Annotated in this window: 24 protein-coding genes; 23 read left to right on the forward strand and 1 reads right to left on the reverse strand. The window is 29.3% G+C overall.

All coding sequences use genetic code 11. From position 1 onward, the window contains the following. Nucleotides 1-97: 97 nt before the first annotated feature. The 21 genes from namA to L3B98_RS08590 all read left to right on the forward strand — a co-directional run bounded on the left by namA (nt 98) and on the right by L3B98_RS08590 (nt 18,667). Entirely contained in the window at nt 98-1,114 is a 1,017-nt protein-coding gene (gene namA, locus L3B98_RS08490; protein ID WP_015392359.1) for an NADPH dehydrogenase NamA, read from the forward strand. A gap of 536 nt (nt 1,115-1,650) precedes the next feature. Continuing rightward, complete coding sequence (locus tag L3B98_RS08495; protein ID WP_015392360.1) at nt 1,651-2,568, forward strand: LysR family transcriptional regulator; 918 nt, start codon at nt 1,651-1,653, stop codon at nt 2,566-2,568. A gap of 80 nt (nt 2,569-2,648) precedes the next feature. Then, nucleotides 2,649-3,581 carry an NmrA family NAD(P)-binding protein gene (locus tag L3B98_RS08500; RefSeq protein ID WP_015392361.1) on the forward strand — a complete coding sequence of 311 codons (933 nt, stop codon included), beginning with the start codon at nt 2,649-2,651 and terminating at the stop codon, nt 3,579-3,581. Between the two features lie 232 nt (nt 3,582-3,813). After that, nucleotides 3,814-4,644 (forward strand): methyl-accepting chemotaxis protein, encoded by an 831-nt coding sequence (locus L3B98_RS08505; protein WP_015392362.1) that lies wholly within the window; start codon nt 3,814-3,816, stop codon nt 4,642-4,644. 479 nt (nt 4,645-5,123) lie between these two features. Further along, the gene (locus tag L3B98_RS08510; protein WP_015392363.1) at nt 5,124-5,441 is read left to right on the forward strand and encodes a metalloregulator ArsR/SmtB family transcription factor; all 318 of its coding nucleotides are present in this window, start codon (nt 5,124-5,126) and stop codon (nt 5,439-5,441) included. Nucleotides 5,442-5,721: 280 nt separating this feature from the next. Beyond that, a complete protein-coding gene (locus L3B98_RS08515) occupies nt 5,722-6,717 on the forward strand; it encodes an NADH:flavin oxidoreductase (protein ID WP_238916294.1) in 996 nt (331 codons plus the stop codon). Nucleotides 6,718-7,065: 348 nt separating this feature from the next. Further along, nucleotides 7,066-7,986 carry an Rpn family recombination-promoting nuclease/putative transposase gene (locus L3B98_RS08520; RefSeq protein ID WP_238916295.1) on the forward strand — a complete coding sequence of 307 codons (921 nt, stop codon included), beginning with the start codon at nt 7,066-7,068 and terminating at the stop codon, nt 7,984-7,986. Between the two features lie 211 nt (nt 7,987-8,197). Beyond that, nucleotides 8,198-10,030 (forward strand): sugar-binding protein, encoded by a 1,833-nt coding sequence (locus tag L3B98_RS08525; protein WP_238916296.1) that lies wholly within the window; start codon nt 8,198-8,200, stop codon nt 10,028-10,030. Nucleotides 10,031-10,312: 282 nt separating this feature from the next. Then, on the forward strand, nt 10,313-10,486 hold the full coding sequence (locus tag L3B98_RS08530; RefSeq protein ID WP_238916297.1) for a hypothetical protein: 174 nt from the start codon (nt 10,313-10,315) through the stop codon (nt 10,484-10,486). A gap of 77 nt (nt 10,487-10,563) precedes the next feature. Then, a complete protein-coding gene (locus L3B98_RS08535; protein ID WP_238916298.1) occupies nt 10,564-10,701 on the forward strand; it encodes a hypothetical protein in 138 nt (45 codons plus the stop codon). Between the two features lie 182 nt (nt 10,702-10,883). Beyond that, nucleotides 10,884-11,186 carry a hypothetical protein gene (locus L3B98_RS08540; RefSeq protein ID WP_238916299.1) on the forward strand — a complete coding sequence of 101 codons (303 nt, stop codon included), beginning with the start codon at nt 10,884-10,886 and terminating at the stop codon, nt 11,184-11,186. An 89-nt stretch (nt 11,187-11,275) separates the two neighbouring features. Further along, on the forward strand, nt 11,276-11,785 hold the full coding sequence (locus tag L3B98_RS08545) for an HTH domain-containing protein (RefSeq protein WP_238916300.1): 510 nt from the start codon (nt 11,276-11,278) through the stop codon (nt 11,783-11,785). A 95-nt stretch (nt 11,786-11,880) separates the two neighbouring features. Then, nucleotides 11,881-12,723 (forward strand): hypothetical protein, encoded by an 843-nt coding sequence (locus L3B98_RS08550; protein WP_238916301.1) that lies wholly within the window; start codon nt 11,881-11,883, stop codon nt 12,721-12,723. Between the two features lie 85 nt (nt 12,724-12,808). Then, complete coding sequence (locus L3B98_RS08555; protein ID WP_238916302.1) at nt 12,809-13,297, forward strand: hypothetical protein; 489 nt, start codon at nt 12,809-12,811, stop codon at nt 13,295-13,297. 330 nt (nt 13,298-13,627) lie between these two features. After that, complete coding sequence (locus L3B98_RS08560; RefSeq protein WP_238916303.1) at nt 13,628-14,122, forward strand: DUF4830 domain-containing protein; 495 nt, start codon at nt 13,628-13,630, stop codon at nt 14,120-14,122. Between the two features lie 102 nt (nt 14,123-14,224). Further along, nucleotides 14,225-14,830 (forward strand): DJ-1/PfpI family protein, encoded by a 606-nt coding sequence (locus L3B98_RS08565; protein ID WP_238916304.1) that lies wholly within the window; start codon nt 14,225-14,227, stop codon nt 14,828-14,830. Nucleotides 14,831-14,927: 97 nt separating this feature from the next. Beyond that, nucleotides 14,928-15,545 carry an HAD-IA family hydrolase gene (locus L3B98_RS08570; protein ID WP_238916305.1) on the forward strand — a complete coding sequence of 206 codons (618 nt, stop codon included), beginning with the start codon at nt 14,928-14,930 and terminating at the stop codon, nt 15,543-15,545. A 127-nt stretch (nt 15,546-15,672) separates the two neighbouring features. Beyond that, nucleotides 15,673-16,206 carry a dihydrofolate reductase family protein gene (locus tag L3B98_RS08575; RefSeq protein ID WP_238916306.1) on the forward strand — a complete coding sequence of 178 codons (534 nt, stop codon included), beginning with the start codon at nt 15,673-15,675 and terminating at the stop codon, nt 16,204-16,206. A 216-nt stretch (nt 16,207-16,422) separates the two neighbouring features. Then, the gene (locus L3B98_RS08580; protein WP_238916307.1) at nt 16,423-17,253 is read left to right on the forward strand and encodes a 4Fe-4S binding protein; all 831 of its coding nucleotides are present in this window, start codon (nt 16,423-16,425) and stop codon (nt 17,251-17,253) included. A 32-nt stretch (nt 17,254-17,285) separates the two neighbouring features. Further along, on the forward strand, nt 17,286-17,864 hold the full coding sequence (locus L3B98_RS08585) for a DJ-1/PfpI family protein (protein WP_238916308.1): 579 nt from the start codon (nt 17,286-17,288) through the stop codon (nt 17,862-17,864). 461 nt (nt 17,865-18,325) lie between these two features. After that, entirely contained in the window at nt 18,326-18,667 is a 342-nt protein-coding gene (locus L3B98_RS08590; RefSeq protein ID WP_238916309.1) for a cupin domain-containing protein, read from the forward strand. Nucleotides 18,668-18,856: 189 nt separating this feature from the next. Here L3B98_RS08590 and L3B98_RS08595 read toward each other — a convergent pair whose 3' ends face one another. Beyond that, complete coding sequence (locus L3B98_RS08595; RefSeq protein WP_238916310.1) at nt 18,857-20,200, reverse strand: PLP-dependent aminotransferase family protein; 1,344 nt, start codon at nt 20,198-20,200, stop codon at nt 18,857-18,859. A gap of 172 nt (nt 20,201-20,372) precedes the next feature. Between L3B98_RS08595 and L3B98_RS08600 the strand changes: the two genes are divergently transcribed. Further along, on the forward strand, nt 20,373-20,783 hold the full coding sequence (locus L3B98_RS08600; RefSeq protein ID WP_077362319.1) for a GNAT family N-acetyltransferase: 411 nt from the start codon (nt 20,373-20,375) through the stop codon (nt 20,781-20,783). A gap of 140 nt (nt 20,784-20,923) precedes the next feature. Continuing rightward, the gene (locus tag L3B98_RS08605; RefSeq protein ID WP_238916311.1) at nt 20,924-21,883 is read left to right on the forward strand and encodes an alpha/beta hydrolase; all 960 of its coding nucleotides are present in this window, start codon (nt 20,924-20,926) and stop codon (nt 21,881-21,883) included. The last annotated feature ends 120 nt before the right edge of the window (nt 21,884-22,003 follow it).

The following is a 22,003-nucleotide window of genomic DNA, read 5'->3' on the forward strand; positions in this document are numbered from 1 at the left end:
TGAAATTATATGAAAAAAATATCACTACTTTCCTAAGTATATCATAGGTGCTATAATTTCAACAAGCAAGAAATATAATAAAAAGGAGATTAAAATTATGAAAACTTTTGAAAATTACAAATTAAAAAATATGAACTTAAAGAACAGGATAGTTATGCCACCAATGTGTATGTACTCATCTGACGAAACTGGTATAGCAAATGATTTTCACTACACCCATTATGTAACTAGAGCTATTGGTGCTGTAGGGCTTATAATTGTTGAATCAACAGGAGTAAGTGAAAATGGAAGAACAACAGACAGAGATTTAGGGATTTGGGATGATAAGCATATAGACAAGCTTAAGAAAATTGTTGATGGTGTCAATAATTATGGTTCTAAAATTGCAATACAATTAAATCATGCTGGAAGAAAATATACAGGAACTGCTAGCCAAGCTGTAGCTCCAAGTGCAATTAAATTTGATGAAAAAAGTACAGTTCCTAAGGAATTAACTAAAGATTATATTAAAGAAATCGTACTGAACTTTAAAGAAGCAGCTAAAAGAGCAGATAAAGCTGGCTTTGATGCTATTGAAATACATGGGGCTCATGGTTATTTAATACATCAATTCTTGTCTCCATTATCAAATTTGAGAGAAGATGAATATGGAGGAGATATAAAAAATAGAACTAGATTTCTTAAAGAAATACTAGAAGCCGTAAGGGAAGTATGGCCAAAGGAAAAAACAATTATGCTTAGAGTATCAGCTTATGATTATAAAGAGGGTGGAATTACTATAAATGATATGGTGGAAATTATAAATGAAATAAAAGAGTATATTGATATAGTGCATGTAAGTACTGGAGGTTTAATTCCAGTAGAAATAAGTGCATATCCAGGATATCAAGTTAATTTTGCTAGTACAATTAAAGAAAAATGTAACATTCCTACAATAGCTGTTGGATTAATTACAGATGTCAATATGGCAGAGGAAATAATATCTAATGGAAGAGCAGATTTAGTTGCAATAGGCAGGGAACTTTTAAGAAATCCATATTTTGTATTAAATGAAGCAAAGGATAGAAATTTAGATATCAATTATCCAGAACAATATAAAGCTGCTTTGAAATAATAGACGAAAGTAAAATTTCTAATTTATTGATATGATAAATTGGAGAGTAATTTATTAAAAATGAATATATAATTACAACATGGAACTTACCATATACAAATTAATATGGTAAGTTTTTTGTTAGGTATGTTTTAATAATATATAACTTTTGTTTTTAATTTGAATACACTTTTAAAGAATTTTCTGGTGCTTTTCTTTTTGCTAAGGAATAAACTAAATAAATCAATAATGATATTAAAAGGATAATCATATTTGATATAAATCCAATAACAACCTCTGTTATATCAAATGAATGATGCAATGAAGTAAAATACACACAAATACGCTTTTTGATAGGTCTCTTATAACTGCTAATGCAATAGAAAAAGCAAGAGTACCAATAAGAAAAGAATTAAAGTTCGTTTGAGATTGACTAGTAGCACCCATAAACCATAAAGGTAAATGCCAGACACCCCAAATTACGCTTACGTTAATTTGAACAAACTTCAATATATGGTATAATTAAGTGAGGAAATTTGGAATAAATAGGTGGGAAAATGTTAAATCGTAAGATAAATTTTTTTATTAGTGTTGTAGAAAATGGAAGTTTTTCTAAGGCAGCAAAGCAGTTCTATTTGTCTCAATCGGCAATTAGTCAGCAAATTAGCCAGCTTGAAGAGGATTTGGGAGTGTGTTTATTTAATCGTAGCGGGTATCGTCCGATTTTAACAGAACCAGGAAGATATTATTATAATGAATGTAAAAAAATATTAGAACAATATAAAAAAATAGTTGAAGCAACCAAGAAATATGATGTTTCGAAAAATAGAAAACTAAGAATTGGAATAACAGGTCCTCTTGAAAATAAACATTTACCAATTATTATTAAGGAATATAAAAGACAATATGGTGATTTAGTGATTGAGTTAAAGAAAATTAAGTTTGAAAGTGGAGTAAACCAGTTACTAGAAGAAAAATTGGATATTTGTTTTGGAATTACAAATGATTTTAAAGGAAAAGAAAATATAAATACTGTGAAGTTATTAAAACATAATGTATGTGTTGTTTGTTCAAAAGACCATCCTTGGGCAAATAGAAAATCGGTAAATAGTATAGAAATAGCTGAGCAGCCAATTGTATCTTTTTCAAAAAGCATGGGGAAAGGATTTTATTTGGATTTTATAAAGTCCTTTGAAGAAGATGGAATTATGCCTAATATAGTACAGGAAACTGATGAATTAGAAGAATTGCTATTGGCGGTTAAAATTAATCAGGGAATTGCTTTAACCTCTAGAGAAGTAGTTGACGAAGATAGTGGTATTTGTATACTTGATATTGATAATACACATCATAGTGCAGAGTTCTGTATGGGATATTTAAAAAAGAATGATAATGAATTTATAAAAGCACTAGTGGATATTACTGCAGATTATTTTAGAACTATTATAAGTAAAAATAATGGTGTTTATAAGTAAAAACTAACTATTTTCTTTATTATAGTTGTACTATTATATAAGCATAACAATTGTTAAGAATTTAACGTGGAGGGTATGCTATGTCAAAAATTATAGTAACAGGTGTAGATGGAAACTTTGGCGGAGAAGTGGTTAGGAATATAACTAAATTAGTAAAAAAAGAAGATCTTATATTAACATGTCCTTTTTCAAAAGGGTTAGAAGCATTTGAAAAAGAAGGGTTTGATACAAGAGTAGCAAACTTTAATACATATGAAGGCTTAGAAGCTGCCTTCAAAGGTGGAGATGTGATTTTAATTATTTCAGCTCCATTTGTAGGTGAAAAACGTCAAAATGCGCATAAAAATGCAATTGATGCTGCAAAAGCTGCTGGCGTAAAGAAAATAATATATACATCCCTTGTAAATGCAAGAGATCCAGAAAACCCAAGTGTTGAGAAAATAGATCATGCTTATACAGAAGAATATGTTTTAAGTTTAGGAACGGATTATATTTTCCTTAGAAATTCTCAATATGCTGAAGCGATGATTACTAGTTATTTAACTTCAAATGGAGTTATGGTAAGTTGTCAAGGTGATGGAAAGATGTCGTATATTTCTCGTAAAGATTGTGCATTAGCAGCAGCTTATGCCTTAACAAAAGACGACCTTCATAAAAAAATTCTTAATATAAATGGACCAGAATCTTTAACTTTACATGAATTTGTTGAAATTGGTAATAGAGAAACTGGTATGAAGGTTACTGTTAAGGATACTACTGAAGAAGAAGTTTACGCAGCCTTTGATGCAATTGGAGTTCCAAGAACTACAGGTGGTAAGTTCCTTGATGGCTCTCCAGCACCATATTCAAGTGATGGGATGGTAACCTTTGCTCGGGCAATACGTCTTAGCAAAATGGATGAATTTACAGATGATTTTGAAAAGTTAACTGGAACAAAGGCTAGAACAGTTGCAACCATGTTTGCAGCGCATGATGATTATCAAGTTGGAAGAAGAAATTCTACGGATAATTAATAAACAAGAATTTACAACAAACTTAATTACAAAGTTAAATTTGTTGTAAATATTTTTTTGTTCAAAAGAGTTAGGGATAAAATAAACCACGTATATATTCTTTTAGATACAAAATTTTATATAGAAATAATTATTAGTATATAAAATTCTTACATTAGTTAAAGCAGAGTTGTGATACATGTGAGAACCTAGTATAACAGCTTAAAATATAAATAGTTATGAGGAGAAAGTAATGATTGATGAAACTTTAGAAGAATTAATAAAAATGGCTCCGATGTTTCAGTCATTTTTAAATCAAGATATTGGTATAGCCATATCTGATACTACAAAATATCTTTTGGTTCTTAATGGAGATAAGGTGAGGTTTACCTTTAAAGAAGGTGATACAATGCTGAGCTTAGGCTTTCAGGATATGCTTGATGAAATAATAAGAACTAAGAAAACAACAACTACAATAGTCCCTAGAGAGGTTGCAGGTATCACACTGAGATCAGTTATTAATCCTGTGCTTAATTCTAAAAATGAAGTTGTGGGATTATTCAGTGTAACGCTAAATATAGATAAAGTAAGTCAAATTGAAGAGGTGTCAGAGGATCTTACAGCATCAATTGAGGAGACAAATGCTTCTATACAGGAAATTGCGGCAGGTGCAAAAAATCTAAATAATATGGTTAGTTCTATCAAAAATAATGCAGTTGTTGCAGAGGAGAGCATAAAGTCTGGAAGTAGCGCTATTGAATTAATACAAGCAATTTCAGCTCAATCTAATTTACTTGGTTTGAATGCAGCTATAGAAGCTGCAAGGGCTGGTGTCAATGGACAAGGATTTTCAGTTGTTGCTACTGAAATGAGAAAGCTTGCTGCTCAGAGTAAAGAAACGGCTATAAAAGTAGCTGATTCACTTCAGCAGATTGAAAAGACAGTAAAAGAAGTACTAGCTGATGTAAATGATGCTGGACAAATTTCTGATAATCAATATATAGCTACAAGTGAAATATCTAAATCTATTGAGGTAATAACTAATAGGGCAATGGATTTAGTTAAAATGTCAAAGTTTGATTAAAAATATATAAGTGGATTAAAATAGAATTAAAAACATAAGAAAGAGTAATAAATAAATTGGCGAACTAGCTGAAATTAAATTTATTACTCTTTTCGATTTTTATTATATAAGTTCTGATTAAGATTGTACATTTCAATGCAAGAAATCCTGAAGGAAAAGTGAGAATCGAAAAAGAGAATTAGTTCTTGGTTGCAGGAATGTTCCGTATTGTGGAAAAGCCACTCTTTTCAGATGTGCATAGCTGCTTTTGTGGGTGCGTAAAAAATGATCTTAATTGCAGATAAGTTCCGTATTGCAGCATAGCTGCCCTTTTTAGAAGTGTATAGCTGCTTCTTTTATATGTGTACATTTCGTTATTCGAACTTTCTCTGTGAGCTTCGCCATTAATTGATAATTTGAATATATATTGCATTTTACAAAAAGTATATGATAATATTAATTTAATTATATAAAGTAGAGTCATTAAAGGAATGAGAACAATGGATGCAGTAAAAATTTTTAAAGCATTAGGAAATGAAACAAGATTAAATATATTATTATGGTTAAAGGATCCAAAGAAAAATTTTGATCCACAGATACATTTATCAGTAATGGACGATTTTCCAGGTGGTGTGTGTGTAGGTTCCATAAGAAAGACTGCTGGCTTAAGTCAATCAACTATATCAGGGTTTTTATCAATTTTAGAAGATGCCCAGCTTATAGAATCAAGAAATATTGGGCAATATACATATTACAGAAGAAATGAAGAAACCATAAAGGAAATATCTAAGTGGATTAAAATTGAATTAGAAGTATAATGAAAGAGTAATAAATAAATTGGCAGAGTTTGCTAAATTTTTATTTATTACTCTTTTTAATTTCTATTGCATTAAAAGTTTGAATATGTTAATCTGTATTTAGCGATTTAATTAATCGGTAAATACAGATTAATTAAAATTCTAAATCTAGACTAGTCGAAACGAAATAAAACTATGTATTTTTTGAAAAATTATAGGAAGACTTATTACAAAGCATTTAAAAATTACATTGTAATTTGAGAATAGGTATTAAAATAAAGCATAAGGGAGAAGTGATAAAATGTCACATTTAAGTAAAGGCTTAGAAAACTGTAAATTAGAATTAACAAACAGATTGGTGTTTCCTCCAATGGCAACTGCAAAATCAGATAATGGAATGGTAAGTAAGGAAATGCTAGATTATTATGATGAAAAATCTAAAGGGGGTTATTTTTCTTTAATTATTATTGAACATAGTTATATAGCACCTCAAGGAAAGGCTAGCAAAGGCCAACTTTCTATAGCTGAGGATTGCAATATGGAAGGATTAAAAAAATTAGCTGAAGTTATTCACAAAAACGGTTCGAAAGCTATAATGCAAATTAATCACGCAGGGAGTGCAGCCAAAATGGAAGTGACAGGATATGAAAATGTAAGTCCTTCTGCGATAATTAATCCGCTTATAAAATCAGATCTTCCAAAAGAACTTACCAAAGAAGAAATTAAAGAAATAATTGGATATTTTAAAGCAGCAGCAAAACGCGTAAAAGAGGCTGGCTTTGATGGAGTAGAAATACACTCAGCTCATTCATATCTTTTGGATCAATTTTATTCACCAATAACAAATAAGAGAACTGATGAATATGGTGGGGATGTATTAGGCAGAATTAAAATTCATTTAGAAGTTATAAAAGCAGTGAAAGAAGCTGTAGGAAATGATTTCCCAATTCTTCTTAGACTGGGAGCTTGTGATTATAAAGAAGGCGGAACAACAATTGAAGATAGCAAAATAGCAGCTGTAGAATTCCAAAAAGCAGGAATAGATATATTGGATATCTCAGGTGGATTATGCGGTTATATGGTTCCTGATAAGGCTAACGAGCAAGGATATTTTTCAGAAATTACAGAAGCTATAAAAGAAGTTGCTTCAATGCCAGTTATATTAACTGGTGGAATAACTGAACCAGAAGCTGCAGAAGAATTAGTTGCTTCAGGAAAAACTGATCTTGTAGGTATTGGAAGAGCAGCTTTTAAGGATTCAATGTGGGCAAAAAATGCTATTGAAAGTCTTAAATAGTACAAAGTTTTAAGGATAATGTTGTAATAAAATATAGTTAGCTCAAGAGCTGTCTTAAAATAGAATTTATTTTAAGACAGCTTATTTTATTAATAAAAGTATTAAGGATTTATATTAATAATAATTCATAAGATCTTTAATTACGAAGAAATTAGTTAAAAATTAAAAGCAATATCGATGATATGAAATATATATTGTTAAAATAGAACTAAGATAATATTTAATAATTTCACATGCAAAGCTAATTCAATGAGTAATTTATTTTATTGATTAAAAGAATATTTGTTCGTATAAAAAAGATATAATGAGTCAATACTTTAAAAGAATTGATAAATGGAGGTATTGACTATGATTAAGATGTTAGATCCTAAAAATGATGTGGTTTTCCAAAAGTTATTTGGTATAAAAGCCCATAAACATATATTAATTAGTTTCTTAAATTCAATATTAAGGTTAGAAGGAAGAAATGCAATTAAGGATGTTGAATTTGAAGAAAAACACCTTGATATATCATTAATTGCAAGTGAAAAACTTAGCATACTAGATTTACATGTAACTACTGAAACTAATATGAGTATAAATGTAGAAATACAACTTATAAATCAGTATAATATGATTAAAAGAACAATTTTTTATATGTCTAAAATGTTACTAAGTCAGCTTAAAAAAGGTGAAGATTACTCTTGCTTAAATAGGACTGTAACTATAAATATATTGAATTTCAATTACTTAGATGGTGAAAGTTATATTAAGAGGTATGGATTATTTGAAAAAACAAGCAAGAAATCATTAACAGATTTACTTGAATATATTTTTATTGAATTGCCTAAATTTACAGAAGTAAATAAGGATTATAATAACAAGTTACATAAGTGGTTAATATTTTTATCAAATCCTACAGGAAAGGAGATTGAGAAATTTATGAAAACAGATGGAGAAATAAAAGAAGCAATGGATGTTCTGTATAAAATTAGTGGAGATAAAGAAGCGATAATGCTTGCAGAAATGAGAGAAAAGGCAATTATGGATGAGCAGAGTAGGTTAAATGGTGCAAGAAAAGAAGGGAAAGCAGAGGGGAAAATAGAAGGGTTAAAAGAAGCTATACTGGAAAATTTAAATGAAATTGGAAATGTGCCAGAAGATTTAATTGAGTGTATAAATAGACAAGATAGTATGGAGATCTTAAAGTATTGGAATAAAATCGCAGTAGTAACTGAAAGTTTAAAGGAGTTTGAAGAAAAAATAAAAAATTCAATGTTGAATATATAAGTTAGAGTCAAAAATAGTACTTGTTAAATAAATAATTAGAAAAGTTTTGTATGAAATTTGCTGATGGGTTAATTCTCATCAGTATTATTTTTTTAATGGAATATATTGACACATATGTAAACGTTATAGTATTCTATTGTTAGATAAACCATATAACAATTAAATTCTCTTATGGTAAACATTAAAAATATAAGAAGGAAGTAGATATTTTATGAAAAAAGAAAAAAAGAAGTTTCGAAAAAGTGTATTTATCATGCTGGTTGCATCTTTAGTATCTACAAATTTTCTCCTTTTACCTACTACTCGAGCCTCTGCAGCTACAATTAATCAAGATGGACTTGCTAAAGTAATTGTAGATGGGAAAGGCTTTGATCCTCAGGGAAGAATGGTGGCCAAATTCGGATCGCCTAAAATTGATGGCATAATTGATGATATATGGAATGCTGCACCAGTTGTTACGCCAAAATATATGTCAGGAAACCTTGATACATCAGCAGAATTTAGAGCTTTATGGGATGATAATGCTTTGTATATTCTTGCACAAGTTAAAGATAAAAATTTATCTGTGCAATCTGGAACTCCATATGCCCAGGATTCTTTAGAACTCTTTTTAGATGAGAATAACGACAAGACACATGATTATGGCATAGATGATTTACATTTTAGAGTGAATTATGAAAATACTCAATCTGTAGATGCTGGAAATATTGAGAGGTTGTATACAAAAACTCAAATGACTCAGGATGGATATGTAATAGAAGCAAGAATTGCACTTAAGTCTGTACCTCAAAATGGTAAGGTACTTGGACTTGAATTACAGGTTAATGATGCAAAGGGAGCAGATAGAGCAGGTACCATTAATGTTTTTGATTCAACAGGTACTGCATGGAATGATACAGCTAAGTTTGGTGGAATATTGTTAACAGGCAGGGATAATAATGCTGTAAGTGGTTTGAATCCATACGATTTATTGAGTTTAATTTACAGTACTAAAAAAGTTGATTTGACAAACTATAAAAATGCAAATATATTAACTGATAGTATAACAGCTACAAAAGAAGTACTTGCAAAGGAAAATGTTACTCAAAAGCAAATTGATGATCAATATACTGCTGTAAAGGCAGCAATGGATAAGCTTGTACTCACAGACGAAGCAGCAAATGCTAAACAATTCAAACCAGTTCCAAATGAATATAGGGTAAACAGTACAAAACCTGGTACAATTGAACAAATGGAATATACAGTGACTAATGAGGATAATAGTAAAACTGTTAAGAAGATGAATGTTTATCTTCCTAATGGATATAATCCTTCTGATAATACTAAGAAGTATAATATTTTATATCTAATGCATGGTGGCGGAGAGAATGAAACCACTATATTTGGTGGTCCAAGCGAGAGCAAGGATCTAAAGAAAATTCTAGATAACATGATTGCAAATGGTAATATTGAACCACTTATTGTTGTTACACCTTCATTTTATACTAACGGTAAAGATGCAGTAAAGGATACTTCCATTTTTAATAAGGAATTGATGAAGTATGTTGTACCTATGATAGAAACTAAATATCATACCTATGCTGCATCAGGAAGTTTAAATGACTTGAAAGCTTCCAGAAGCCACAGGGCATTTGGCGGATTCTCAATGGGCTCAGTAACTACTTGGTATACATTCATAAATTGCCTTGACTATTTTAAATATTATATGCCATTAAGCGGTGACTGCTGGTCATTAGGACAAGGAACTGGAGGAACAAAACCTGTTGAAACAGCGCAATACCTTGCAACAGTAGCGAAAAACTCTGGTTATAAACCAACTGATTATTATGTGTTCTGCGCTACAGGTGCTAATGATATCGCTTATCCTAATTTGAAACCTCAAGTTGATGCTATGATGAAATTAAAGGATAGTTTCATTTTTTCAGCGGATACAACTAAAGGAAATTTTTATTTTATAATAAGTCCTGATGGGACACATGCTTGGAATTGGGTAAATCAGTATATTTACGACATATTGCCAGATTTGTTTAAAAACTTAGGCTAGTAAAAATTTTATCTTAAATGTAGTTATAAATCATAAAAAATGCATCATAGAACTAAGATAATATTTATTATAATTATTGCAGGTACTATTTTTGCGTTAAAAGCGCAAAAGCATTATAAAAATATAAATTTTGAAATATATTTAAATCAAGAGCTGTCTTAAAATAGACTTTATTTTTCTATTTTAATACAGCTTATTTTATGTTTAGAATGCTGAAAAACTTAATTTATTAGACAGAAAATTCAGCAATGTAAGTTTTACAATATATGTTATAATTAGTATATGATAGTTATTGTATGTATAACATATATTTTGGGAGGAGGTCATTTTCATTATAACTTTATTGTATGGCCACCATTACCTGATGATCTTTCAGTAATTGAATTGACTTTTAAAGAATTTAACCCACCATCTAGAGATAAGCAAATATGGAATGACATTGTAATTAGGTTGTAATAATTAATTAAAAATTGACAAGTGAAGTATTTATAAATTATTTATTGGAACAGCTATAATGAATAGGAGGTATCTTAATGAATACAATGTCGTTTTTTGGACAATTTCTAGCTTCATTTTTTGTTATTATTCCAATAGTTTTAAGTGGTCTAAGTATATATGCACTTATTTTATTAATTAAAGTATTAAAGATTTATATTAATAAAAATTCATAATGTTCTTGTTAAATTCATTAAAAAAGGGTGGATTGCATGATTAAAAATAACTTAACAGCATTATCTGGATATATATTATTGAGATGTTTAACTTTCTTTTCTAATTTTGTATTGGGTTTAATTCTTCTGAAATTAAGTCAGAACAAGAATTAATACATAGAAGGAATTTTGAGGAAATAAAAATGTGTATTACGTTTATTTTGATGATAATTTTATATTGTATATTTGCAAGATTTATTCTTAAAGATCAAGGTAGTAGGATGAAAAATTTATTCTCTGTAAGCCTTATATCCGTAGTAGGTTTAATTCTTTGTGCTGGTTTGGCTTTAGGCTATCATGATTTTGAAGCGTTATATTTTTTATATACTTCAGCCTTCTCACCAATATTTCCTACTTATATTAAGGAAGGTGGATTACCGGTGCAATTACCATATGCGATAATTCCTTGCATACTTATGGGGTTATCAATACGAAAGATTGAGTAAACAACATAAATTAAACTTTTACATATGCTAGATTTTTGTAAATAAGTACGGAAGAGAATAAACTATAAATATTATAAAAGGAGACTATAATGGAGATTAATTCAATTAAGACTATTGTTTCTACAAATTTAAATCAAAGTGAAGACGTTATAAGAAAAGATATAGAAAATTTGCTTGAAAACTATAAAATTGAACTTAAATCTTTGAGTAAGATGATAGGAGTAGATTATGTTTGGTTGAAAGATTATATGGATGGGAAAAATAAATTACATGATTTCTTTACTAATATCATAAATTCTGGTGAGAATAAGGAAGAGCGTTTTAAAAACTCCAATATTCCGAACCCTTCTCATTTAAGCAACATGATTTTCATGCTATCTGAAGGAATAGTAATGATAAATGAAGATGACCGAGTTAAAGGAGTAATAGATGTGCTAATAGGTGAGTTTGAAATTAGCTATGAAACCTTAGCTATATATTCAGGACTTGAGCTAGGAGATTTGCAAAGTTTTATGAATGATACGAATTCCATTTCCTGTGAGAAAAAATATAAGTTAGCAGTGGCAAGTCTATTTTTGCATTATTTATGTAAAAAATAGCAAAATTAACTCACTCAATGAAATTATGCTTATACTTTCAAGAGAAGTATTAAGCAAAGTGATCGTAAGTAAGTGAAATAATGGGGGATAAATAGATGGCTATTAAATTAATAATCGTAGAGGGACTTCCAGGTTCAGGAAAGTCAACAGCATCTCGACAGGTATTTGACATTCTATCAAATAAAGGAATTAATTCGGAGCTTTATTCAGAAGGAGACTTTAACCATCCGGCAGATTTTGATGGAATAGCTTACTTCAATAATGAGGAATTCAACGTTCTTGTGAAAAATCATTCAGAGAGTAATGATATTCTGAATAAAATAAAAATTAAATATTTTAATGGATATTTAATACCATATAGGAAAGCTGTTGAAGGACAACAGATAATATTTGAAAATAAATTGTTTAGTGATATTACTAAAAATGATATTTATGAATTACCGATAGAACTTCATATAGAATTAATATTAAGCAGATGGAATGATTTTACAACAAATTATCTAAATAGGGACAGGGTTGTTATTTTTGAATGTTGTTTTATACAAAATCCAATAACTGTAACTATGATTAAAAATAATTGTCACAAAGATATTACTAAAAGTTATATAAATAATTTGACAAATATAATTATGCATTTGGAGCCTTTATTAATATATGTAGAGCAAGGCTCTATCAAAGAATCTTTTATGAAAGCTATATCTGAAAGACCAAAAGAATGGATTGATGGATTTACAGATTATTATACAAAGCAAGGATATGGTTTACACAATAATTTAAAAGGAGTAGAAGGGGTAATAGAAGTTCTTAAAGTAAGGAGCAATTTTGAAAAAGAGATTTATGATTCACTTAATATAATCAAATACAAAATTGATAATTCTGCATTTGACCTTGAATTGCTGAAGGAAAGAATAAACTCAATTATTGAGAAAAACTTTTAATACGTAAATTTTTTAAGAGATGTAATAGTAAAAAATCATGAATTAATTTGGGGAGAAATGTAAATTATATTTAGGATGTGATTATATGAGTAGTTATTCGTTTATAGCAACCGATTATGAAATACCAGAAGTAAAAAATTCAAAGGAAAGAATTATTACTGTACAAGAAGCCATTGAATTAGGGATAAAAGCACATAAATTTATGCCTTGGGAGAAAATGAATCCAGATGAAAAGATACTGTTATTTGAAAAAGAAAGTGATGTAGGTGAACTGGTTATTAAAAAAGGTACTAACTTTGAGAAAAATGTGAGATGGTATACTAATAAACCACTCATTTATTCAATATATTTTGATTATTCGGAATTAAGGGTAAAACAATTATTAGAATACCTAAAAGAAAATATCAGTGAAGGACACCAATTAGAACTTTGGTTAATATGGCTTGACGATAAGCAAAGTATTAAACCTAATATATTTAATTATGAAGAATTTTCTATAGGTAATCTAAAGCAAATGTATGATTATCAGGATAAAAAATATGTACATCATAATGGTATAATAATAGAAAGATAAAACTACATTTAATATGGTAGATAAGTTCACATATTTAATATAGTACTAAGAAATAAACAATAAATTGGAGTAAGTAAAAATGAAAAAATTAAACTCAAAACAATTTTTTTAGAATAAAAATTTGACTTAGAGAACAATATGTTTAAGCCACCTAATTTCTATATCGTTAATTAAGAGCACACTGCAAAAAATAGTGGAAACCTTTTATATAATGGTGGGAAATGGTTGGTGGTGGCAAAATGCACTTTCATATTATGAAGTATTTGATACTGAAACAATCTTTAAACTTTTATAAATAATTGAAGTGTATTGTTTGGAGGTAGGATTTTCATGAAAAAGCTATTATTTATATTATTTACTTTAATGACTTTTGCTTTTAATGGATGTACACCAAAAATTACAGGGGACGATAAGACAGCAGAAGATTTTATTATATTTAAAGGCTATACAATTACTGCTCAAAAAGGCCAAATACAAAAATATATATTAGAAAAAAATAAACTGTATGGAGGAACAGAAACAATTCCATATCAACAATCCTGGGGAGTACAAACGGTAGAGCCAGATAAGTATTTTGGGAAAGAAATAACGATATATGGCTTTACGGTAAAAAACCACCCTATGCAAAAAGAAGATAAAAATGCTAAAGATGGGGTTAATGTATATGTAATGTTATCTGAAGGTAATGTTATTGGAGGATATTCATATCCAAATGCTGATGTTGACGGAGCAGTCAGTTCAATAGATGGTAAAACATTAGAAGAAGTAACAGGATTGAGTTTTCAACAGTGGAGGGATAAATGGAAAAAGAAATATGGAGATTAGATATTTCCTGTAATTAACAATATTCTTTAGAGACGTAATAGTAAATTATTGTGAGTTAATATAAAAATATAATTAAAGTTGAAAATATTGGAGGATAAGAAAGTGTTAGAACAGAAAAAAATTGGTATTTTACTTTTTGATGAAGTTGAGGTATTAGATTTTGCTGGTCCATTTGAGGTGTTTTCAATTACTACATATATCGGATGTAATGAAAAACCGTTCAAAGTGAGTACAGTTGCTCAAACAAAAGACTTAATAAAGGGTCGTAATGGATTGAAAATTCAACCTGATTATGATTTCCGTGATGCTCCACAGTTTGATATTTTAATTATACCTGGAGGATATGGAGCAGAAGAAATTGAAATTCATAATCCAAAGATTATAAACTGGATTAAAAATAATATGAATCATGTTGATATAATGGCATCTGTATGTACTGGTGCATTTTTATTGGCTAAGGCTGGTCTATTAGACGGAAAACAAGCTACAACACATTGGATGGACATTGATAGATTAAAAAATGAATATAATAAAGTTAATGTTCAGCGTAATGTTAAGTTTATAGATGAATCTCCTATAATTACTTCAGGTGGCATATCTGCTGGAATTAACATGTCATTTTATATTATTAAAAAACTTTTAGGTGAAGAAATAGCTAATGCCACAGCTAAAAGGATGGAATACGATATTAATATCCAAAGTATTTAATTAACGATAGTAATACGGAATTCGTAAGATGGTTACTATATTTAAGTAAATTATGATGAAACAATGATTATTTATATAATGGGAAGTGGAGGCTAATATGATTAAAGCAATATTATTTGATTTTGATGGTGTACTAACGACTGATGCAACTGGTTCACTGTCGATATGTAATTACATTTGTAATAAAACGGGCTTAGATATAGAAAAATTTGAAAACGAGTATTATAAATATAATGATGACCTCTTATACGGGAAAATTAATCATGAAGAAATATGGGGAAAATTGTGTAAAGAACTAAATTCTAAAATTGATATAAATATATTATATGAATCCTTTATAAATACCCCTATAGATGTGAAAATGATAGCATTTATAGATGAACTGAAACAGCAAAATTATAAAATTGGCATGGTTACTGATAACAAGAAAGACCGTATAGATGACATTGTCAAATACTATGATTGGAATAAAATATTTGATTCAATCACTGTTTCAGCCGAAATTGGTTCAGGAAAAGATTATAATGAAATTTTTGTAAAAACTATAGAGTGCTTGAATGTAAGTGCTGATGAATGTGTATTCATTGACAATCAAGAAAAGAACCTTATTATTCCCAAAAGCATGGGAATGACCGTTGTTTATTTTGACCATGAAAAAAGAAATTATGAAAAACTCATTAAAGAATTTAAAAATTTATCAATCAATATTACATAAGACGAGCATAATATACGCAACATTCAGATGAGGTGTAGCAATAAAGCTTCGTATTTGCTACATTTTTATAGATAATTACAAATTGAGTGTTGTAAAATAATGAAAAATTAATCTGGAGGAAAAATTAATGGATGATAGAAAAGTTATACTTTATATAGCAATGAGTTTAGATGGATATATTGCTAGGGAAAACAGTGATATAAGTTGGCTATCTTTTGTAGAAAAAACAGGAGAGGACTATGGATATTCAAATTTTATTGATACTATTGATACCGTAATAATGGGAAGAAAAACATATGAAAAAGTAATGTCATTTGGGATTGAATTTCCACATAAGGATAAAAAATGTTATGTTATATCAAGAACAAAAGAAGGATTAGATGAAAATGTTGAGTACTATTCGTATAGTCTTGAAAAATTAATCACAAGGTTGAAGAATACAGAAGGTAAAAATATCTTTGTTGATGGTGGTGCAGAAGTAGTTAACGAATTATTAAAAATAGATAGGATAGATGAGCTTATAATATCTATAATTCCAATATTTTTAGGAAGTGGAATTAGGCTCTTTAAGGATGGACATCCTGAACAAAGGTTAAAATTAATAGAGTCTAAAAGTTTTTCAACAGGGCTTGTTCAGCTGAGGTATGAGAAATTAAAATAAATTATTAATAAACAATATTCTTTTGAGAGATAGCAATAAAGCTTTTATGTTTGCTGCATTTTTGTAAATAATCATGAATTAAGTTTGAAGAAACGTAAATTATATTTAGGAAGTGAGTATACGAGTAGTTATTCGTTTATAGCAACCTATTATGAAATACCAAAAGTAAAAAATCCAAAGGAAAGAATTATTACTTAAATTAGGAGGATAGAACAGATGGACAAACAATATTTAATAAAAACTGCTGAGGACTTTGTTGAGCATTCACAAGATAACTATATAACAAAGGAAATAGCCCTTTCCGAAAATGTTATAGGAATGAAAATTTTTGATGCTCCAATTTTTGCATTTGGTTCTGTGGATGATGAACACTTTACACTATTGAAACAACCATCAGCAATTGGGAAACACTTCATGCATCCGAAAGAATGGTTACAACAATCCAAGACTGTTATATCATTTTTTTTACCGTTTAGCGAAGCAGTTAAAAAAGGAAATAGAAGGAATATGTCATGGCCTACAGAAGAATGGCTTCATGGACGTATTGAAGGTCAGAGTTTCTTAAATAAGTTGTGTATACATTTAAAGTCTGAATTGACTAATGCAGGATATAATAGTGTCGTACCTAGTATAGATGAAAGATTCTGGTCAAATGCTAATAATCCAAATCACGAAGAAAAATTTACAAGCAACTGGTCTGAAAGACATGCTGCCTTTATATGTGGACTTGGAACCTTCGGGCTTTCTAAAGGACTTATAACCCACAAAGGTATATCAGGAAGATTTGGTAGTATCATCACAGAATTATATTTATCATTTGATAAGAGAGAATACGAAAATATATACGAATACTGTTCAATGTGTGGTAAGTGCGCAAAAAATTGTCCAGCCAATGCTATATCAATAGAAAATGGAAAAAATCATATTATATGTTCTGAATTTTTGGACAAAACAATGGAAAAACATAAGCCTAGATATGGTTGTGGAAAATGTCAGATAGATGTACCTTGTGAATCTAGAATACCTAAGCAACATAATATAAAATGAATATTGTAATATTAATAATATGGAGGTAGCAAATGAAAACACTGATTTTTTTAGCTAAAGGATTTGAAACAATGGAATTTAGCGTGTTTGTAGATGTTATGGGCTGGGCAAGAAATGATTATGGGTATGATGTTTCAGTTGTAACTTTTGGATTTCAAAAACAAGTTATAAGTACCTTTAATATTCCTGTAATGGTAGATAAAACAATTGATGAAATTAATGTTGATGAGTATGATGCACTAGCCATTCCTGGTGGCTTTGAAGAATTTGGGTTTTATGAAGAAGCTTATAATGAGCGTTTTCTAAATTTAATAAGAGAATTTAATTCAAAAGGGAAAATAATTGCTACTATTTGTGTTGGAGCTTTACCAGTAGGTAAAAGTGGAATTTTAAAGAATCGTAAAGCTACTACATATCATTTAAGAGGTGCATATAGGCAAAAACAGCTAAAGGAATTTGATGTTAATGTGGTAAATGAGCCTATTGTAGTTGATAAAAATATTATTACTTCATATTGTCCAGAAACAGCTTCTGGTGTGGCATTCAAACTTTTAGAGACGCTCACATCAGAGGAACAAATGAAAATTGTTAAAGCGGCTATGGGATTCTGATATGCTTATGAGAAGATAAAACTTAAAGATATCAAAATCGAAAATTAGACTTATGAAACAATTACCGAAATCAGATACATTTATCTTCCACAGGACTAGTGAAATTTTCGCTGGAAGTTTCTAAGTGGAAGGTTGCACCCATTTCTGCATGTTCCTAAAGTAAATTTATGACAAGCAGAAAATGAAACAACCTTCCACTAAGAACCATCATCAGCTCAATTTCATATGCCTGCTTCCAGAAAAATGTATCTGATTTCTAGTGTAGTGTTACGATTATAATTTCTCAATAATACATATATATTACATTTATAAGTTGAATTATTAATTTGGATATCTATATATTTTGAGAATTAGTAATTTTACAAAAGTTATAATAATATAATTAAAAGTTAGAACACAATATTCTTAAAGAAATGTAATAGTATATTATTTTTTTATATAAAAAATAGGAGGCAATAAAAATGAAGGATTTCCCAGAGTTTATGAAAAATGAAAAAAATCATATCAGTAGTAGTCAACAAAATACAGAAGATATTGATGGTTATTATTATGAGGGACAAGATGGTAGTCAAATGGCTTTTTGGACATGTTATTCAGATAGGGTTTCTAAAGAACATAAGCACGAATTTGATGAATATACTGTTGTTGTTGCTGGTCAGTATACAGCAATTATTGATGGAAAGGAAATCGTATTAAATCCAGGTGATGAGATATTTGTTCCTAAAGGAACTTTACAAGGTGGGCGTTATATTGCAGGAACACGAACAATTTCGGCTTTTGGTGGAAAAAGAATTCATAAGTAATTATTAATCATATAATTAAAAATATTGAAAATTATAAAAAGCAATCTAAAAAGCAACGTTAGATTGAAATTATGAACTCTAGAAATAGGGTTCATTTTTATTACAAATTAGATAAAGAAATGTAAATAATGAAAATGCAGAATGATCTATTCACCCTAGTAGATCATTCTTTTTATTTTCGAAAATTTATTAGAAAATTTGTTCCAAAATCTGTGAAATACCATCTTCAATATATTCCTCTTCCACATTTGAGATATTAAGTTTTAAGATAGAGTCTTTTTCATGGAAGGAACGTAAATAATTATTAGTTGTTCCATCAACAATAATTGATTTCCTTTCCAAACGCTGAATAACCCTTTCACATGATATTTGTTCATTCAATTGAATATAAGTATGAAAAGCAATGTTTTTTATAGGAGTATACTGGAAGAAAGTCTGATTACACATTTTTAGATTTTTTTCCAAGGCTGATATTAAACAGTTTGCTCTTGAATAATAAGTTGCTTTCATTTTTTCCTTATGTCTCTCAAACATGCCATTTTTAATATAGATTTCTAATGCTGCCTGAGAAAGCATAGAACTGTCTATATCAAGAATACGTTTATATTGGCTGAAGGTTTCAATCAATTTTTCAGGGATTACGGCAATACCTATTCTTAATCCAGGAAAGATGATTTTTGAATAACTCTTTAAATATATGACATGTGTAAAATTATCGTAGGAATAGATTGGGTCAGCTTTTGAATTTTGTTCAAAATCAGCTAAATAATCATCTTCTACAATAAATACATTATATTTTTTTGCTAGTTCTAAAATCCTCTTTTTCTCTTCTTGAGAGTAGGAGGTTCCAAGAGGGTTATGATACCTTGGCATGGTATAAAAAAATTTAATATTTTCTTCTCTAAATAACATCTCTAATTCTCCTAAATCGATTCCCTGACTAGTTCTTTTTATACCAATTATCGGTACCTCTAGTGTTTGTAAGGATTCGATGAATAAATGATAACTGGGTTGTTCTATTAATATAACTTTTTTATTATTTGGGAAAGGAATTGAAGCTAAGATGGATAATGCTTGTTGAATGCCAGAGGTTATAAAAATATTTTCTTTCTTGGCAAACACTTGATAATTGGTTAACTGTTTTTGCACCACATCGATTAATGAAGGCAATCCTCTAGGAGTACCATAGATAAATAAATCATTCTTATAGATATCAATTGCTTGATTTATGCAGTGCTGAAAATCCAAATATGGGAACACCATGGGATCAGGTGCAGAAGAGGAAAAGTTAAGTACAGTTTTTTCCCATTGGTTTAATTCGTTTTTTGATGTTACAACATAATATCCGCTTTTGGGAAGTGAATAAAGTACATGTTTTCTTTCTAATTCAGTCAAAGCACGAATAACAGTACTTTTATTGCAATTATATGATGCAGATAAGGTACGGATGGAAGGGATTTTCTCTCCTTGTTTATATATGCCGCTTTTCACCAGGTTTTCAATTTCGTTTAATAATGTTAAATATTTATACATACACACACCTCTATTTCTGTACCGGTACACATCGACTTTGTTTACATTGTAACATAACAATATATAAATTAAAATAATTTATAAGGGAAACAATACCTTTTAGTTTACATTCTTCTTTATAAAAATATGAATATAAAAACAATTGGAGAATTATAAAGGGAGGAATATGGAAATGAAATTGCTATATGAAAAACCAAAAGCAGAAGATTATGTTAGTTTGAGACTTCGTTCAGGAATGGGAAATAAGGACTTGGAAAGAAGTAGAAAAGCAATAACAAATTCTTTGTTTACAGTATCTATTTATGATAATGAAAAATTGATAGGATTTGGAAGGATTGTAGGTGATGGAGGAATCACTTATGTGGTAAGTGATATTATGGTAGATGAAAATTATCGAAGAAAAGGCTTTGCAGATAAAATAATGAATGAAATCAATAGGTACTTTGAAGAAAATACTTTTGAAGATAGTTTTATATGTTTGATAGCGAACAGTCCAGCGGATTTATTATATCATAAGTATCAATTTGAGTATTTGCCACCAAACAGGTGTGGCATGTTACGTAAGCAAAACAGAACAAAATGAGCATATTGTTCTTTATGTTTAGACAGATGGGTAACTGATATAGCTCAAATTAAAATAGCATTATAAAATTTAAAGTTAAATTAGGGTAAACAAAATGGGAAATAGCAATAAAACAAATGAAAATCATGGGGGAAAAATAGATGAAAAAGGTACTCAAAATAATCAATAAGACATTAATATGGATTATTGGAATTATAGTTGTATTAGTGATAATTTCAGCAGTAACGCATAACATTCTGAAACCAATTGAAAAGAGCAAATATAAAATTGGTCAGACAATAAATGTAGATGGTAAAAGTATGCAAGCTTATGTGACTGGCTCAGGGAGAAAAACAGTTGTGTTACTAAGCGGACTAGGAACCGCTTCACCAATTACAGATTTTATGCCACTGGCAGAAAGATTAAGTAAAGATTATAAAGTTGTAATTATTGAATATTTTGGATATGGCTTTAGCGATGAGACAAAAGAGAAGCGTTCTAATGAAAATATTGTAAATGAAATAAGAGCAGCACTAAAACAATTGAAAATTAGTGGACCATATATATTGATGCCTCACTCCATATCAGGAGTATATGCTATGCACTATACAATAAATTACCCAACTGAAGTGGAAGCAATTATTGGAATTGACGAGTCTGTACCTAATCAAACTAAGATTAATAAAGATGCTAATATGTCACAATATTTGACGCTGCTTAATACACTTGGAATTGTAAGGGATATAACATACCTTTTACCAAGTGTTGATGATGGTATGAGCAAAGGCAATTATTATACTGCTGAACAAGTTAAGATGAAAAAAATAGCAACAGCCTGGAATAGCTTAAATATCTCCGTGATAAATGAATATAATACGGTAAATACAAATACAAAAGAACTATATGACATGAAATATCCAAAGGATTTGCCTGTTTTATCATTTATATCGAAAGATTCAGTGGACACTGATAGTGAGTGGTTGCCGCTTCATGAAGAAATGATTTCAAACTTTGCTATACAAAAGGTTGAAACTCTTAATGGAGAACATTATTTACATTGGACAAATGCTGATAAAATTGCCGAAATGACAAAAGAGTTTATTTCCACACATCTAAAATAGCAGATTAAAAAAGGAAACTGTTAGAAATTCAGATGGTAGTGCTGAAACAGGTTATGAGGAAGTTGGGGAGGAAATTCTTCTTGATAAAACTATAAGCATAGAGTAAAGTATGTAAAATGC

Source organism: Clostridium sp. YIM B02555 (genome assembly GCF_022320955.1).
Lineage (GTDB): Bacteria > Bacillota > Clostridia > Clostridiales > Clostridiaceae > Clostridium > Clostridium saccharoperbutylacetonicum.